Origin of the sequence: Caproicibacterium argilliputei (assembly GCF_029211325.2) — a bacterium.
Lineage (GTDB): Bacteria > Bacillota > Clostridia > Oscillospirales > Acutalibacteraceae > Caproicibacterium > Caproicibacterium argilliputei.
Genome location: NZ_CP135996.1, coordinates 1,718,114 through 1,733,656, shown reverse-complemented (window position 1 = coordinate 1,733,656; position 15,543 = coordinate 1,718,114). Strand labels below are relative to the sequence as shown.

Below are 15,543 nucleotides of genomic sequence, written 5' to 3'. Positions count from 1 at the left end.
ATGCAGGGGGGTAGGTACGGTTGCCTGATACAGTGAATAACGTCTTTTCCGCTTTGGGCACGATTGCGCTGGTCATTTTAATTTTTATCGGGGCGGGCTGGTGTGCCAAACTGATGGGAAAGCATTATGGCGGAAGGTTTGGCGGAGCCTCCCCCAGCATGAAGGTTTTGGAGCGACTTCCGCTTGGTGCTGACAGCGCACTACTGATTGTCAAAGTGAACGGGCAGGTCTTTCTTCTGGGTGCGGCGCAGCAGCAAATCACCTTGCTTCGGGAACTGGATGCTGGACTTTATCCGGATGACAGCCCACATGAGCCGGACGGGAAGGCGGGACAATTTTCCGATGTACTTAAAAAATCCCTGCAGACCTGGGGAGTTTCTTTTCCCGGTAAGACAGGGAAAAAGGGGGACGGACAATGACCAGACTTCCGTCTCCGGCGCAGGCAGCCGCTCCGGCACAATCCAAGAAGGAGTTGAAGCGCAGTCTGATTCGGTTCTTCTGCGCGTTGGGTATATTTGTGCTTTTGGTGTGTTTCTTGTTTTCTGCCGGTGCGTATGCGGCAAAATTCAACATCAGTATGGACAGCGGAACGGATCAGGGAAATTCGATGGGACCTTTGCAGGTGCTGATTCTGTTTGCGGCGATTGCACTGGCTCCGACCATGCTTTTGATGATGACCAGCTTTACGCGTATCATCATTGTACTTTCTCTGCTGCGCAATGCATTGGGTCTGCAGACAACACCGCCGAATCAGGTTTTGATCGGCATTGCGCTTGCGCTGACGCTGTTTGTCATGGCACCGACGCTTTCCGAGGTCAATACCAAAGCAGTGGAGCCTTACACGGCGGGAAAAATCACGCAGTCTCAGGCGCTGGAAAATGCCAAAAAGCCGCTTAAGGTTTTCATGCTGAAGCAAACGGGCGTCAAGGAACTCAATATGTTTCTGGATTTGTCCGGACAGAAGCGGGAAATCAAAAAAGTGGAGCCGAACGAACTGCTGGGTCTGGGCTTTCGCGTGATTATGCCAGCATTTGTCACAAGCGAACTGAAGCGTGCGTTTACCATCGGCTTCCTGCTTTTCATTCCGTTTATGATTATCGACATGGTGGTGTCCAGCGTACTGATGTCGATGGGCATGGTCATGCTGCCGCCGTCTATGATATCCCTGCCCTTCAAATTGATGCTGTTTGTCGTTGTGGACGGCTGGGGACTGATCTTCGATTCGCTGATCAAAAGTTTCCGTTAGCCGGATGAACTGAGGAGGGAGGACAAGCCGATGACGACCGATCAGGTTCTGACCATTTTTCGAGAAGCCATTATGACCATGCTCAAACTGTCGGTTCCCTTTCTGGTTGTGAGCATTGCGCTGGGGCTGATTGTTGCTATTTTTCAGGCTGCTACGCAGATTCACGAGCAAACCATCACCTTCGTTCCGAAAATCATTGTGACGGCGTTCATGATGCTGATGCTTGGTTCCTGGATGATTGCGGTCATGAATGACTTGTTCCAAAGTATCTGTCAGATGATTATACAGTTGTAGGTGGGCGCATATGACAATCCAAATGCAGACGGTGCTTGCTTATCTGCTGGTTTTCTGCCGGATGTGCGGAATGGTGGTGTTTAACCCCTTGCTGATGAGCAAAAGCGTGCCGTCGCGGCTGCGCGTGGGGTTTGCGCTTCTGCTGACAGCCATCGTTGCGCCGACGGTGATGAAAACCGCACCGACAAGCATAACAGATTTCGGCCTGGTGCTTGCCATTGGCAAGGAAATGACGGCGGGCGTTCTGTGTGGCTTTATTTTTCAGATTTTTTACTACCTGCTGATGTTTGTCGGCGATGTGATGGATTTAACGTTCGGGCTTGCCATGGCAAAAATCTTTGACCCGGGCACCAATATCCAAATGTCTTTGTCTGGGAAAGTGCTTGACGTGCTGTTTGTCCTGTATTTTTTTGCAACAAATAGCCACTTGGTCATGATCCGCATTTTTACTTCATCGTATGAAATTATTCCGATTGGTCAGATGGCGCATTTTCAGAATGCGGGTTCTTTCCTGCTCAGCCTGTTTGTCAATACCTTTTCCCTTGCCATGCAGCTTGCTATGCCGTTTATGGCGGCAGACCTTTTGCTGGAAGTGGCAATGGGCATTTTGATGAAGCTGATACCGCAAATCAATGTTTTTGTAGTCAGTATGCAGCTCAAAGTGCTGCTTGGTCTGGCACTGCTGTTTCTGTTTGCCAGCCCAATTGGTGGATTTATCTCCAACTATTCGGACATGATGCTGAAGGCGATGGAACAGGCTCTGTACACGTTGCGGGTGTCAACCGGCACCGGCTGAACATTTGGCAGCGAAGGAAGTGGTGATGTGGCACAAAACAGCAGCGGTGAAAAAACCGAACAGGCAACTCCAAAACGAAAGACAGACGAACGAAAAAAGGGCAATGTCTTTCTGAGTCAGGAGCTGGTCACCGTTGCGACAATGTTGGTTTCCTTTGTGGTACTGCGTGCATTGGGTTCCACCATTTTCGGGCAGATACAGTATTCTGTACGGGACTTTATCCAACTGACCGCGACGATGGAAAGCGTTTCGCCGGAAGATGTATCAAAGTTGTTTATCAAAGGCTGCATCACCTTTGCAATCGGCGTTTTACCGGTTGCGCTGGGCTGCTCTTTGGCGGCAGTGGTGCTGACACTTGCGCAGACCAAGTTTCTGTTTTCCTCCAAAAGCTTTGCCTTTAAGGCAAATCGTATGAGTCCGCTTAACGGCATTCGCAATTTGTTTTCCATGCGCGGTATTATGGAACTGGTCAAATCCATTCTGAAGATTCTTCTGCTGAGCGTGGTTGCGTGGAATGTGCTGAGCGGTTGGGCAGGTCAGCTGCCGCGCATGATTGATATGCAGGTCGGGGCGGCCTTCGCCGACATTTGCGACACTTCTTTCAGCATGGCCATGCAGATTTCCGTTTTGTTTGTGGCACTTGCAGCGTTTGATTATCTTTTTCAGTGGTGGGATTACAACAAGAAGCTGCGCATGACCAAGCAGGAAGTCAAAGAGGAGTACAAGGAAACTGAAGGCGACCCACAAGTAAAGGGCGCCATCAAAGACCGGCAGCAAGCCATGTCACGCAAGCGCATGATGCAAAACGTGCCGAATGCCGATGTGGTTATCCGTAACCCGACCCACGTTGCCGTGGCAATTCGGTATGACCCGAAGAAAGCGAGCGCGCCGGTTGTTGTGGCGAAAGGTCTGGATTCCCTGGCGCTCCGCATTGTCAAGGTCGCCGAGGAAAACGGCGTTTATATTACCGAAAATGTGCCGCTTGCCCGCGGCCTGTACGCAGCAGTGGATCTTGACCAAGAGATCCCGGAAAAGTATTACAAAACAGTGGCAGAGGTTTTGGCCTTCGTCTACAAACTCAAGAAAAAGGACTTAAATAGATGAAGAAGATCTTTCACAACGTTGTAGCTATCTTTGTAATATTGATTGTGTTTCTCCTGATTGTTCCGCTGCCACCGCAGATGCTGGACTTTCTGTTTATTACAAACCTTGCGCTTTCCCTTGTTATCTTGCTGACAACCATGTATATTAAGGAACCGCTGGAGTTTTCCGTGTTTCCTTCTTTATTGCTGATTACGACGCTGTTCCGTTTGGGACTGAATGTTTCCTCCACCCGCTCCATCCTGTCAAATTCAGGTTATGCCGGCGAGGTGGTTAAAACCTTTGGCTCTTTCGTTATTCGCGGAAATCTGGCAGTTGGCCTGGTTGTTTTCTTCATTATTGTTCTGGTGCAGTTTATGGTTATTACGAAAGGTTCGGAGCGTGTTGCTGAAGTTTCCGCACGTTTCACACTGGACGCAATGCCTGGCAAGCAGATGGCCATCGACGCGGATTTGAGTTCCGGCTTGATTGATGAAAAGCAGGCGCGTACGCGCCGCGAAAAAATTCAACGCGAAGCGAATTTCTTCGGTTCCATGGATGGTGCCTCCAAGTTTGTTAAGGGCGACGCCACCATGTCCATTGTCATTACGATCATTAATCTGGTCGGCGGCGTTATTATTGGGATGTCGAGCGGCGGCGACTTGCAGTCTGTTATGACCACTTACTCGCAGTCAACAGTTGGCGATGGTCTAATGTCGCAGATTCCGGCGCTGCTGATTTCCGTTGCCACTGGCATGGTTGTTACACGCACCGCGTCGGACTCCAACCTGAATGAAGATATGGTCAAGCAGTTTACGCGGCAGCCATTGTCATTGGTCATTGCCGGTATTGCCATGCTGTTCCTTATCTTAATCGGGTTCCCGGTGGTGCAGGTTCTGCTTTTAGCTGCATTGCTGATTGTGAGCGGTTACACCATCAACAAGAAGATGAAAGCCCAGCAGGCAATGCCACAGCTTGCGGTGGAAGGCCCACCCGTGCAGCAGGAAGTTACCAGCGATGTCGATTTTTACAGGAACCTCGACAATGTGTACAACCTGCTGAACGTGGATCCAATTGGCATGGAGTTCGGTTACAGCTTGCTGCCGTTGGTGGATGAAAAGAGCGGCGGAAACTTTGTGGACCGTGTGGTCATGTTCCGAAAGCAGTTTGCGGATGAGATGGGCGTGGTGATTCCGTTTGTCCGCCTGCAGGACAGCGGTCAGCTGAACCCAAACCAGTACGAGATTCGGATTAAGGGCGAGAGTGTTGCACAGGGTGAAGTGTTGATTGACCATTACCTTGCTTTGGTTCCGGCAGACCGCCCGGAAGACGATATCGATGGCATTGACACAGTGGAACCGGCGTTCGGTATGCCTGCCAAGTGGGTCAGCAGTGACCAGAAGATTAAGGCGGAGATGGCCGGTTACATTCTGATTGATCCGACTTCGGTCATTATCACGCACTTGTCTGAAGTGATTCGCTCTCATGCAGATGAACTGCTGAACCGTCAGGAAGTCAAGAATATGATCGAAAACCTGAAAAAGGTCAATCCCACCATTGTGGACGACACGATTCCCGCAGTTGTATCGGTTGGCGATTTGGAAAAAATCCTCAAGAATCTGTTGCGCGAGGGTGTGCCGGTGCGCGATTTGGAAACTGTTTTGGAAACCATGTCCGATTACGCGGCAACCATCAAAGATACCGATATTCTTACCGAGTATGTTCGTCAGTCGCTGCGCCGCGTGATTACACATCGTTTTGCAGAGGCAGGTCAGCTCAAGGTGATCAGTCTGGACGCAGGTGTGGAAAACATGATTATGGGTTCAGTCAAAAAGATGGACGGCGGCTCTTATCTGGCATTGGAGCCGGACGTGATTCAGCAGATTGCATCTTCCACAACGGAAAAGGTCAACGAAATCCGAAAAGTGGTGCAGACGCCGATTGTGCTGACTTCGCCGGTGGTTCGGATTTACTTCAAGAAGCTGGTTGACCAGTTCTGCCCGAATATCACGGTGCTGTCGTTTAATGAAATTGACCCGTCCGTACAGATTCAGGCGCTGGGAACCATTGAAATTCCCAAACAGGAATAACACAAAAGGAGGGGGCAGACATGAACAATTTGGCAGAGGCAAACCTTTATGCAGATGCGGCAGATCCTGTGGAACTGATGCGGCGGTACAAGCAGACCGGTGATTTGGAAATTCGCAATCAGCTGGTTATGCATTATCTGGGTTCTGTGAAAAAAACCGTGATGAGTATGCGGTCTATTCTGCCCCCCAATATGCAGTATGAGGACTTCATCAATCAAGGTGTTTTGGCGCTGATTGACTGCATCGATAAGTTTGACCCTTCACGCGGAGCCAGTTTCGATACTTACATTTTTAAACGCTTGCGTGGTTCGGTACTGAGCTATATGCGCAAGCAGAGTTGGCTGCCGTATCGGGTGCGTGCCGCACGCCGCACTATTCTGCATGAGCAGGAAGTGCTGACAGCGGAATTGGGGCGTGAACCGACACAGGCGGAGCTTTGTGGGAAGCTGGATATGCGTCCCGAGGATTATGACCGCTACGTTGCTGAAATTGCCAATGCGGAAATGTATTCTTTTGAGGATTTGCTGGAAAACGCTTCGCAGCTAATCAATCGCAGCAGCGCGGAAGAAAGCGAAGGCACCTCGCCGGAAGCGCAGGTCATGCATGACGAACTTTGCCGTGTGTTGCAGCAAGCCATTGACGAGCTGCCAAAGCGTGAAAGAGAGGTCATCACCCTTTGCTATTATGAAAATCTGAATCTGCGGGAAATCGGCGAGGTGCTGGGTGTCAGCCAGCAGCGCGCTTCCTGTGCAAGGACTTCGGGACTTGCAAAGCTCAGCCGAAAACTTTCTGATTATTTGAACGAAAGGGAGTCGAAGTCATGTTAACCGGATTTTATACCATTGCTTCCGGCCTGATGGCGCAGCAGAAGAAGCTGGAGACAGAGGGCAACAATATTGTCAATGCACAAACACCGGGGTACCGCACGCAGCGCGTTACGGCGGTTCCTTTTGACCAGGAACTGTATTCACGTTTGGAAAACGGCACATCGTCTGAAATTGGTTATGCAAGTCCGGCTACGATTGTCAAAAACCAAACCACGCGCTTTAATGTGGACAACATTAAGCAGACTGACCGAAACATGGACGTGGCCATTGACGGAAACGGCTACTTTACCATTGCGGGAAGCGACGGAAAAAAGTACATCACACGCAATGGCGGCTTTGATGTGGACAGCAGCGGATATCTGGAACTGCCGGATTACGGCCATGTTCTGGGAACAGATGGTCAGCCGATTCATGTGGGAGACACCAACTTCACGGTGCTGTCCGGCGGCACAGTTCTCAACAGCTCCGGACAGCAGGTCGGAACCATCATGCTGACCACGCCGGCAGATGACGCGGAACTGACGCAGTATTCCAATGGGATGTTTGCCGCACCGGCAAATGCGCAGACCGGTGCGGCAGGCGCCGGTGTGTCGCTTCGCCAGAAGTCCCTGGAGTCTTCCAATGTCGATTTAAACCGGGAAGTTTCCATGATGATGGAGGCTCAGACGTCCCTGCAGTCCTGCAGTTCCGCTCTGCAGATTTACGATGCCGTCAATCAGAAATCCGCCTCGCAGATTGCAAGCTTATAGGAGGCTGAAGCATGAATATCGGATTCTATGAAGGCGCCTCCGGTCTGGTCGCCTTTCAAAATGAAATGAATGTTGTCGGCAACAACATCGCTAACAGCGGCACCACCGGTTATAAGCCGACAACGACTTCTTTTGAGGATTTGCTGCATTACCGAATGTATGTTAACAGCACTGAGGAGCCTTTGCAGGGCACTGGCACCCGTAATGTCAGTACCGGCATGGATATGACGCAGCAGTCTTTGCTCTCTACCGAAGGGGATTTGGACTACGCGATTACAGGAGATGGTTTCTTTGCAGTTGACAACAACGGCACAACTGCTTACACCCGCTGCGGCTCCTTTCAGGCAGCGGACGACGGTACCGGAAAATTCTATCTGGCAGATGGGGAAGGTCATTTTGTACTGAATGCGCAGGGGGGGCGAATCCCGCTGACGCGAAACGTGCAGATGGGCCGCTTTGAGGATGTTTCCAAGCAGATTGGCGTTTTTCAGTTTCAGAATCCGGGTTCGCTCACGCAACTGTCCGACAATCTGTACGCTGCCAACACCAATTCCGGTCAGGCGGTTGCCGCTACTGCTGACGTGCAGGTGAAAAACGGTTATCTGGAGCAATCCGGTACCTCACTGGAAGACGAGATGACCAATATGATTATGGCGCAGCGCGGCTTTCAGATGAGTGCGCGTGTGCTGCAGGCCAACAATGAAGTAGAGGATACGATCAATAATCTGCGGTCATAGCTCCCGCTGGGGTGAAGACAGGCATTCAGAAAGAGGGATTTTATCATGGCATTTCGTGACTTGGACGATCTAAATGATATGCATTTGGATGTACTGAAGGAAATTGGAAACATAGGCTCAGGCAACGCAGCGTCGGCTCTTTCGGCGATGCTTGCAAAACCCATTAACATTGCGGTTCCGAAAATCAGCATTTTGGACTACAACACCGTTGTAGACAGTCTTGGGGGGCCGGAAAACCTCTTGGTCAGTCTGCTTTTCACCATGACGGATGACGTGCAAGGCATGATGATTTTTCTGCTGCAGAAGGATTTTGCCCATATGCTGCTAAACACCCTTTTAGGGTGCGAACTGAACAGCTTTAGTGATATGGGTGAAATGGAGCTTTCTGCTTTGAAAGAGGTCGGCAATATCATGGCGGCTTCCTATGTGAATGCGATTTCTACCCTCGCGGATCTTCGCATGAATATTTCTGTGCCGGATATCTGTATCGACATGGCCGGCTCCATCCTCAGCGTGCCGGCTATCCACTATGCCAATATCAGCGATAAAATTATCTTTATCAACGATGAATTTAACGCGGAAGGTCAGAATGCGTCCAGTCAGGTTCTCATGATCCCGGATATGGAGTCGCTCGAAAAGATCATGAAGAATTTGGGGCTGGATCAATGAGTCAGGTAGTGACCGTCGGAATTTCCGATTTAAATGTAACAAAAGCGCCGGATGTTCTGGTTACCTATGCACTGGGTTCCTGCGTGGGGATTTGCCTTTATGATCCGTCGCTGAAAATTGCCGGCCTTTCTCATATCATGCTGCCATCGAGTGTGCAGATGTCTGCCAATGCAAGCCAGGCGATGAAGTTTGCGGATACTGCCATTGAGCTGCTGGTGCACCGCATGGAAAAAATGGGCGCGCATGTATTCCGCATGAAGGCAAAAATTGCAGGCGGCGCGCAGATGTTTTCCGGTGTCAACAACTCCTCACTTGCCAACATCGGGCAGCGGAACGTGGTTGCGGTCAAGCAGGAACTGCTGCGGTTGCGCATCCCGATTCTTGCGGAGGATACGGGAAAAAATTACGGCCGGACGCTGTATTTTTCAGCTGCAGATGGTTCTATGCGGATTAAGTCTGTAAACCGCGGCGAATGGGTTTGGTAGGGATTCTTTCGCATTTTTAAAACAGAAACGAACAAACTGTCAAAGGAGGAGTCTCGGGATGGAGATTTATTTTGATCCGAGAACGCTGCTGGCTTCGCAAACTTCATCTGCGAATAGTGATTCGTCTGTTCAGCAGACGTTTCAAAGTGCGCTGAACCAGTCGCTTTCCGACTCATCGGTTTCCGCGCCCAATTCGTTGGAGTCGCTGTTTCAAAAGGCCGCGCAAAAATATGGAGTTTCGGAAAATCTTTTAAAAGCCGTTGCCAAGACAGAGTCAGACTTTCAGACAGACTGTGTCTCTTCAGCTGGTGCTTCCGGCATTATGCAGCTGATGCCGGAAACTGCAAAAGAATATGGCATTACGGACATTTTTGATCCGGAGCAGAACATCATGGGCGGTGCGCGGGAGCTGGCTTCCGATTTGAAGCGCTACAACGGCGATGTGAAGCTTGCGCTGGCGGGGTATAATGCCGGTTGCGGCAATGTGGAAAAGTATGGCGGCATTCCGCCGTTCGCAGAAACACAGAATTACGTCAAAAAAGTTTTAGGCTACATGGGGCAGAATTTGACGGTACCAGAGACATCCTCTGCTTCTCAAACAGCGTCCGCTTCGTCTGCCTCTGCCACCACTGGCTTGGACACCTCCGGGCTGGCCGGGCTTTTAAGCAGCGCTTCCTCCTCGGCTGCAGACAGCACAAACGATTTTACTTATCAGGACTATCAGATGTTTGTAGGACTGCTGATTAACGCGCTGAAAAATGGGTGGAGCTCCAGCGACTCCAGTAGTTCGGAAAACAGCCGTTGGTATTGATACAGGTTAGAAATTTCGAAAAGTTCCTTGTTCCTTTTCCAAAAGGGGCAGGGATTTTTTAAGAGATAAATGAGAAATGGAACTTCTGTTGTCATTTCGTGGAAAGTATGATACACTGATACGGATAGAAAGAAAATGACTGCTGACCACAGCATATAGAAGCTGTGAGAGAGGATGAGAAGATGCGTTTTCAACAGAGAATGAAAAAAATCCTGCTGCCAATTTTGTTGGTTACGGCGGTGTTCGTTCAGCCGCTTGCAGGGGTTCCGGTTTATGCCGCCGGCGGTTCGGTAAATGGTTATACGCTTTCTCTTGCGTCAAAGGTCGAGAGCGTGACAAATCGTGAGGTCACTGCGGGTCTTACCGAAACCAAGTTTTCATATGTTGGTACAGACAAGCACCGGAATACGTGCTATATGCTCAGTTTTAAAGCAGGTGATCCGCGTGTATCTCTGGTGGCAGGCACGCCACAGGACAGCGAAAAAATTGGGCTGTCAACGGTGCGCAATCAGGCCAAAGCCGTTTCAGAGGAAGGCAAGCAGGTTGTCGCCGCGATTAACAGCGATATGTATAATATGAAAAATGGAGATCCCTGGGGCGTTGTTGTAAAAAACGGCAAGGAAATTCATCCGTACGCACCGATTCGCACCTGGTGGAAGTTCTTTGGCATGAAACGGGATGGTACGCCGATTTACGGCGACCGGACCGTGTACGAAAACAACAAAGCCGATATTTGGCAGGCAATGGGCATTCACAGCGTTTTGGTGAACAACAGCACGGTTGTTAACACAGACCACAGCACCATCCTGGCGCCGCGTGTGGCAGTCGGTGTTCGGTCGGACAATACGGTCTTTTTCCTGACGGTTGACGGGCGGCAGGCTCCGTATTCCAGCGGCCTTTCTCTGGACGGCATTGCCGTGGCAATGCGCGACCTTGGCGCGGTTTGGGCTGGCAATATGGATGGCGGCGGTTCCGCAACCTGCCTGACAAAGACTTCTGATAGTTCCACGCTGCAGATACAGAACCGCCCTTCTGACGGTACAGAACGTGCCGTAGCAAATTCCTGGCTGTTTATCGTTGGTGCGCCACAGGGCGGTGAGATGGCTTCTGCTGACTTAAAAACGGCATATGAAGCGTATGCGCCGGGCAGTTTGATTCAGTTTTCCGCAACCGGACGCAGTGCGGACGGCCGTCCTTCTGACCTGGCTTCTTCCGGACTCAGTTGGTCTGTTACAACTGAGTCCGATGGAATCATCAATTCCCGCGGCACCGTCACCGCAGGTGCTGCCGAGGGAACCGTAGAAGCACATCTCAACTGGAACGGACAGTCTGTTGGTTCTAAAACCGTCCGAGTGGTACAGCCGGACAGCTTAAAGCAGAAAGTGACCAGTGTCCGCCTGCAGCCGGGCGCGACTGCGGATTTCGGCATCACGGCTTACAGCGGCGGCAGTCCGGTCGGAATCAATCTGGCAAACCTCACGTATTCGGTACCCGCAGGCCTTGGCAGTGTGGATGCAAACGGGGTCTTCCATGCGGCAATGGCGCCTGCCGAAGGTGACGTGACCGTTCGCCTGAATGGCACCAGCCAAAGTGTGCGCGTGCACGTTTCGGTCGGTCAGCCGGAAGTCATGGAAAGCTGCGAATGGCTGACCAGTGACCGTACCGTTGCGGAGAAATGGGCGGTTGCCGGCAATTATAAAGATCTGGCTGTCAACAACGGCACCATGACCTCGCCGGTACACAGCGGAAAATACGCCATGCGTGTCAGCTTTGATTTCCGCAAGGCGAAGGAAAGCGGCAATCTTGCTGTGAATTTTGGTCCCCGCTGCGCCCGCAGCAGTACCGGCAATGCGACTGCTTTGGGAATGTGGGTGTATGGCAACGCCTGCAAGGGGGATTCTTTGTGGGGTTGCGTGTACAACAGCCGAGGACAGAAAGTGTACATTTCCATGCCGGGCGTCGTGAACTGGAATGGCTGGAAGTACATCGAAATGCCGATTCCGCAGAGCGCTAAAGGACCGTTTTCCCTGCGCAGCGGCTCCATCAGCCTGGTGGCGTCCAGTGCTTCTGCCTGCCGCAAGGGCTATTTGGTGGTAGATGACGTTCAATTTACGTATAACCGGAAGACCGCGGATGTTTCTGTGCCACTGGTTGATTCCATCAGTGCAGATGGGCAGACGTATACCGGGTATCAGGCGGAGATTGAAATTCACTGCCACGATGTCGGCAGTTCCGGCATAAACTGGAGCAGTGCAAAAGTGCTCATTGATGGTGTCAGTTATACGCAGTCGTCCGGTTACAGCTGGGATGAAAACGGAACGGTTTACGTCAGTGGAAAGGGATTTGCAACTGGCCGTCACCGCCTGGATTTCAGCATTCAGGACAAAGCAGGAAACTGGTGCACAAAAACCGCATACTTCACCATGCAACAGTCTGCTTCAAATAAATAACAGCAGCCGGTGTGCGAAATTTTCACGCACCGGCTGCTTTGTTGGGTTCAGTCCTGTTCTTCCCGCCGGACGAAGGCGTCCGCACAGGCACGCATATGGTCGAGAGAGTTTACACGAAATGCATGGGAGCGCATTTCTTCTTGTGTTTCTGGTGGCAGCTGGGCATAAAAATTTTTAGCTTCTGGTTCCTCGCGCATTAACGTGAACAAATCCCGATAACTTTGCTGGGGTATTTCCATGTACCTTCACCTCAGAAAGTATTCTTTCCGTTTGGCAGAAAGTTATGGAAGGTAAATCCTGCAATCCAGAAAACGGCTCCTGCATCGCAGAAGCCGTTTTACCTGTTATTCTGTTTTTTCTGGTTTGAGCGTTGCGGTGGATTCTGCGGCAGGCTGTTTCAGAGCACGGTTTGCTTTTGCGGGTGCGGTGGTTTGCCTCGTGTTTCTGCGCGTGGAGCTACGTCGGCGTTTCGGAGCAGTTGCTTTCGGCGCTTCTGCGCCGTCAGTGATTGCAACCAGCTTCCATTCTTGATTTTCGCCGTCAAGACTGTCCCAGATTTGCAGATGGGCGCCCTCTTCACTGGAAATATCCACGATATCCATGCATTTGCCGCTTGCTTTTGAAAGGAAGCGATAGCACCCGCGGGAAGAAGCCGGCTCTAGCTTCCAGAGCTGCGAGTCCGCATCGCAGGGGGGCCACTGGTGCAGCCAGGCACCGTTCCCGGTGCCGCCGTTGATGACATCGACTGCTTTGCCGGAGGCTGTGTTGAAAATCCGGCAGAAGCCGTCTTCGGCGGTTTCCAATTTCCAGCTTTGTGACAGCGCGCTTGGGTCAGGCGTGCACATGATCAGCAAAGTACCGTCTTCGTCCACACCAATCGCTTTTCCGCTTTGGCGGGAAAGAATTTGATAGCATTTTCCGTTGGAAGCAAATTTTTGGGTGGCATTTTTTCTTCCGGTCATAGCAGCGAACACTCCTCTCATGAAATGAAAATCGATAGAATCACCTAAATTCATTTCTTGCAAAATCTTATTTTTATTTAATTATAGCATTGCCAAAAGGATTGTCAATGCATGAACGAAAACATGGTAACTATATGGAAAATGTTGGTAACCGATGACCGCTTTTTGTTGCATTTTTGCGGAAAATTCGTTATGATAAGAACGAAAAAATATTGGCGGCTGCAGCAAAGCGCAGCGGAGGAAAAGATGAAAGACAGGGGTTACAGGCAGGTCACAGTCACAAAGAAAGCGGAAACATCAATTGTCAGCGGTCATCCGTGGGTGTTTGACGCAGAGGTACAGCCGCTTGGAGAAGCGCCGGAGGACGGCGCGCTGACGGATGTGCTTTCTGTCAAAGGACGGTATTTGGGCACCGGATTTTACAACAGCCACAGCAAAATCCGTGTGCGGCTGCTTTCCAGAAACACGAATGACCGCTTTGACGAAGCATTTTTTGAGCGCCGCATTCGCTATGCGTGGGAGTATCGCAAAACCGTCATGGGAAAAGATACGGACTGCTGTCGCGTCATTTTCGGGGAGGCGGATCAGTTTCCCGGCTTGACCGTTGATCGTTTTGGCAGCATTCTGGTTGTGCAGACACTGTCTTTGGGATTTGAAAAAATTAAGCCTATGCTGTTTGAGATACTGTATCGCGTGCTGACACAGGACGGGCAGCGCATTGACGGCATCTATGAGCGGAATGATGTGGCCATACGCGAACTGGAAGGCTTGCAGCAGGGGAAAGGCTTCTATCCTCTGCCGGGCATTGCGCAGCCGAAAAGCACGCAGACAGAAATTACGGAAAACGGAATCCGCTATCTTGTGGATTTTGAAAATGGACAGAAAACAGGTTTCTTTCTGGACCAAAAGTACAACCGACAGGCGGTTGCGCGGCTGGCGGCAGGAAAAAATGTGCTGGATTGCTTTACGCACACAGGCTCTTTTGCACTGAACGCCGCCAAAGGCGGCGCACAGCATGTGCACGCGGTAGACATCAGCGAAGAAGCGATTGCTATGACGCGTGCCAATATTCACCGCAACGGCTTTGAGAGATTGGTCGACTGCGAGCAGGCCAATGTGTTTGACCTGTTGCCGACCCTGCAGCCGGGTCAGTATGATTTTATTATTCTGGACCCGCCGGCATTTACCAAAAGCCGCCGAACCGTGGAGCGTGCGGCGCGCGGGTATAAGGAAATCAACCTGCGCGCGATGAAGTCGCTGCCGCGCGGTGGATATCTGGCGACCTGTTCGTGTTCGCACTTCATGCCGGAACCGCTGTTCTGCAAAATGCTGCACGCTGCGGCGGCAGACGCGCAGGTTTCCCTGCGGCAGATTGAGGCACGCCAGCAGGCACCGGATCACCCGATTCTTTGGAATGTGCCGGAAACGGACTATCTGAAGTTTTACTTGTTTCAGATTGTATAAAAGGAGGCGTATGAACATCATCAAAACAGGGGAACAATTTTTGACGGCAGTGGGAGACTTCCTCCCCAGACTGCTAGCGGCCGCAGTCATATTGGTTGTTGGCTGGGCACTCAGCAAATTGGGGCACCGGCTTTGCGAAAAGGCACTGGAAAAAGCAGACCGAGACGTCGGTGTGATTGCGTTTCTTGCGTCAGGCGCGGCGATTCTGATTAAAATTATTGCTATTATCATGGCACTTTCCGCTTTGGGATTGGACACGAATGTGATTGTGGGCGCATTCAGCGCCGTGGGGTTGGGCATCAGTCTGGCGCTTAAGGAGAACATGGCAAACATCGCCTGCGGGATTCAGATGCTGTTTACCAAGCCGTTCCGCATTGGGGATTATATCGCCGCAGAGGATGTGGAGGGAACAGTGGAACGCGTTGAATTGATGTTTACCTCTTTGCGGACGTTTGATAATAAAGAAGTCGTGTTTCCAAATTCCAAGTTGGCAGACAGCGTCATCACCAATTACACCGCGCAGGAAAAGCGGCGGCTGGATATGGACTTCAGCATTGCTTACAGCGATGACCTGCAGGGTGCAAAAGCCTTGCTGCAAAAGCTTGCCGAGCAGAACAGTAAGGTGCAGCAGCAGCCGGCGCCATTGATTGCCGTGAAAGCGCAGGCAGACAGCGCCGTGGTTTTGACCGTGCGGATGTGGTGTCAAACAGAGGCGTACTGGGATCTTTATTACGAAATGCAGGAATCCGTAAAATTGGCTTTCGACGCAAATGGTTACCACATCCCGTTTCCGCAGCTTGATGTGCATACGGATAAATCCCTTGTCAGCTGAAAAATGGTGACAAGGGAAAAGCCTGTACAGAGGAGAACCCCCGTTTATACA

17 protein-coding genes are annotated in these 15,543 nt (G+C 51.1%); 15 read left to right on the top strand and 2 right to left on the bottom strand.

The features are described 5' to 3' along the window. Nucleotides 1-20: 20 nt before the first annotated feature. The 13 genes from fliO (at nt 21) to PXC00_RS08415 (ending at nt 12,234) form a co-directional block, all read left to right on the top strand. Nucleotides 21-419, top strand: coding sequence for a flagellar biosynthetic protein FliO (fliO, locus tag PXC00_RS08475; RefSeq protein WP_275843934.1), 399 nt, complete (start codon nt 21-23; stop codon nt 417-419). Further along, nucleotides 416-1,246: a flagellar type III secretion system pore protein FliP gene (gene fliP, locus PXC00_RS08470; protein ID WP_275843935.1), complete on the top strand. Its 831-nt coding sequence runs from the start codon at nt 416-418 to the stop codon at nt 1,244-1,246. The genes fliO and fliP overlap by 4 nt, the downstream gene beginning before the upstream one ends. Nucleotides 1,247-1,276: 30 nt before the next feature. Beyond that, nucleotides 1,277-1,540, top strand: coding sequence for a flagellar biosynthetic protein FliQ (locus PXC00_RS08465; protein WP_275843936.1), 264 nt, complete (start codon nt 1,277-1,279; stop codon nt 1,538-1,540). A 10-nt stretch (nt 1,541-1,550) separates the two neighbouring features. Next, on the top strand, nt 1,551-2,336 hold the full coding sequence (gene fliR, locus PXC00_RS08460) for a flagellar biosynthetic protein FliR (RefSeq protein ID WP_275843937.1): 786 nt from the start codon (nt 1,551-1,553) through the stop codon (nt 2,334-2,336). A 27-nt stretch (nt 2,337-2,363) separates the two neighbouring features. Continuing rightward, the gene (gene flhB, locus PXC00_RS08455; protein WP_275843938.1) at nt 2,364-3,440 is read left to right on the top strand and encodes a flagellar biosynthesis protein FlhB; all 1,077 of its coding nucleotides are present in this window, start codon (nt 2,364-2,366) and stop codon (nt 3,438-3,440) included. Next, entirely contained in the window at nt 3,437-5,506 is a 2,070-nt protein-coding gene (gene flhA / locus PXC00_RS08450; protein WP_275843939.1) for a flagellar biosynthesis protein FlhA, read from the top strand. Before flhB ends, flhA begins: the two co-directional genes overlap by 4 nt. Nucleotides 5,507-5,526: 20 nt before the next feature. Continuing rightward, nucleotides 5,527-6,333 (top strand): sigma-70 family RNA polymerase sigma factor, encoded by an 807-nt coding sequence (locus PXC00_RS08445; protein WP_275843940.1) that lies wholly within the window; start codon nt 5,527-5,529, stop codon nt 6,331-6,333. Then, nucleotides 6,327-7,082 carry a flagellar hook-basal body protein gene (locus PXC00_RS08440; RefSeq protein ID WP_275843941.1) on the top strand — a complete coding sequence of 252 codons (756 nt, stop codon included), beginning with the start codon at nt 6,327-6,329 and terminating at the stop codon, nt 7,080-7,082. Before PXC00_RS08445 ends, PXC00_RS08440 begins: the two co-directional genes overlap by 7 nt. A gap of 11 nt (nt 7,083-7,093) precedes the next feature. Then, the gene (locus PXC00_RS08435; protein ID WP_275843942.1) at nt 7,094-7,819 is read left to right on the top strand and encodes a flagellar hook-basal body protein; all 726 of its coding nucleotides are present in this window, start codon (nt 7,094-7,096) and stop codon (nt 7,817-7,819) included. A 45-nt stretch (nt 7,820-7,864) separates the two neighbouring features. Continuing rightward, complete coding sequence (locus tag PXC00_RS08430) at nt 7,865-8,488, top strand: chemotaxis protein CheC (protein ID WP_275843943.1); 624 nt, start codon at nt 7,865-7,867, stop codon at nt 8,486-8,488. Beyond that, nucleotides 8,485-8,973 (top strand): chemotaxis protein CheD, encoded by a 489-nt coding sequence (locus PXC00_RS08425; RefSeq protein WP_275843944.1) that lies wholly within the window; start codon nt 8,485-8,487, stop codon nt 8,971-8,973. The genes PXC00_RS08430 and PXC00_RS08425 overlap by 4 nt, the downstream gene beginning before the upstream one ends. A gap of 58 nt (nt 8,974-9,031) precedes the next feature. Then, nucleotides 9,032-9,784 carry a lytic transglycosylase domain-containing protein gene (locus PXC00_RS08420; RefSeq protein WP_275843945.1) on the top strand — a complete coding sequence of 251 codons (753 nt, stop codon included), beginning with the start codon at nt 9,032-9,034 and terminating at the stop codon, nt 9,782-9,784. A gap of 182 nt (nt 9,785-9,966) precedes the next feature. Continuing rightward, nucleotides 9,967-12,234 (top strand): phosphodiester glycosidase family protein, encoded by a 2,268-nt coding sequence (locus PXC00_RS08415; RefSeq protein ID WP_316934912.1) that lies wholly within the window; start codon nt 9,967-9,969, stop codon nt 12,232-12,234. A gap of 47 nt (nt 12,235-12,281) precedes the next feature. Here the strand turns inward: PXC00_RS08415 and PXC00_RS08410 are convergent, their stop codons facing one another. After that, entirely contained in the window at nt 12,282-12,473 is a 192-nt protein-coding gene (locus tag PXC00_RS08410) for a hypothetical protein (RefSeq protein ID WP_275843947.1), read from the bottom strand. A gap of 105 nt (nt 12,474-12,578) precedes the next feature. After that, nucleotides 12,579-13,196 (bottom strand): RICIN domain-containing protein, encoded by a 618-nt coding sequence (locus tag PXC00_RS08405; protein ID WP_275843948.1) that lies wholly within the window; start codon nt 13,194-13,196, stop codon nt 12,579-12,581. Between the two features lie 246 nt (nt 13,197-13,442). Between PXC00_RS08405 and PXC00_RS08400 the strand changes: the two genes are divergently transcribed. After that, nucleotides 13,443-14,660 carry a class I SAM-dependent rRNA methyltransferase gene (locus tag PXC00_RS08400; RefSeq protein ID WP_275843949.1) on the top strand — a complete coding sequence of 406 codons (1,218 nt, stop codon included), beginning with the start codon at nt 13,443-13,445 and terminating at the stop codon, nt 14,658-14,660. 10 nt (nt 14,661-14,670) lie between these two features. Beyond that, a complete protein-coding gene (locus PXC00_RS08395; RefSeq protein ID WP_275843950.1) occupies nt 14,671-15,492 on the top strand; it encodes a mechanosensitive ion channel family protein in 822 nt (273 codons plus the stop codon). Nucleotides 15,493-15,543: the final 51 nt, after the last annotated feature.

Coding starts and splice junctions, on each gene's coding strand:
- fliP (WP_275843935.1), top strand. CDS start 416: ATGACCAGACTTCCGTCTCCGGCGCAGGCAGCCGCTCCGGCACAATCC.
- PXC00_RS08465 (WP_275843936.1), top strand. CDS start 1,277: ATGACGACCGATCAGGTTCTGACCATTTTTCGAGAAGCCATTATGACC.
- fliR (WP_275843937.1), top strand. CDS start 1,551: ATGACAATCCAAATGCAGACGGTGCTTGCTTATCTGCTGGTTTTCTGC.
- flhA (WP_275843939.1), top strand. CDS start 3,437: ATGAAGAAGATCTTTCACAACGTTGTAGCTATCTTTGTAATATTGATT.
- PXC00_RS08445 (WP_275843940.1), top strand. CDS start 5,527: ATGAACAATTTGGCAGAGGCAAACCTTTATGCAGATGCGGCAGATCCT.
- PXC00_RS08440 (WP_275843941.1), top strand. CDS start 6,327: ATGTTAACCGGATTTTATACCATTGCTTCCGGCCTGATGGCGCAGCAG.
- PXC00_RS08435 (WP_275843942.1), top strand. CDS start 7,094: ATGAATATCGGATTCTATGAAGGCGCCTCCGGTCTGGTCGCCTTTCAA.
- PXC00_RS08430 (WP_275843943.1), top strand. CDS start 7,865: ATGGCATTTCGTGACTTGGACGATCTAAATGATATGCATTTGGATGTA.
- PXC00_RS08425 (WP_275843944.1), top strand. CDS start 8,485: ATGAGTCAGGTAGTGACCGTCGGAATTTCCGATTTAAATGTAACAAAA.
- PXC00_RS08420 (WP_275843945.1), top strand. CDS start 9,032: ATGGAGATTTATTTTGATCCGAGAACGCTGCTGGCTTCGCAAACTTCA.
- PXC00_RS08415 (WP_316934912.1), top strand. CDS start 9,967: ATGCGTTTTCAACAGAGAATGAAAAAAATCCTGCTGCCAATTTTGTTG.
- PXC00_RS08410 (WP_275843947.1), bottom strand. CDS start 12,473: ATGGAAATACCCCAGCAAAGTTATCGGGATTTGTTCACGTTAATGCGC.
- PXC00_RS08405 (WP_275843948.1), bottom strand. CDS start 13,196: ATGACCGGAAGAAAAAATGCCACCCAAAAATTTGCTTCCAACGGAAAA.
- PXC00_RS08400 (WP_275843949.1), top strand. CDS start 13,443: ATGAAAGACAGGGGTTACAGGCAGGTCACAGTCACAAAGAAAGCGGAA.
- PXC00_RS08395 (WP_275843950.1), top strand. CDS start 14,671: ATGAACATCATCAAAACAGGGGAACAATTTTTGACGGCAGTGGGAGAC.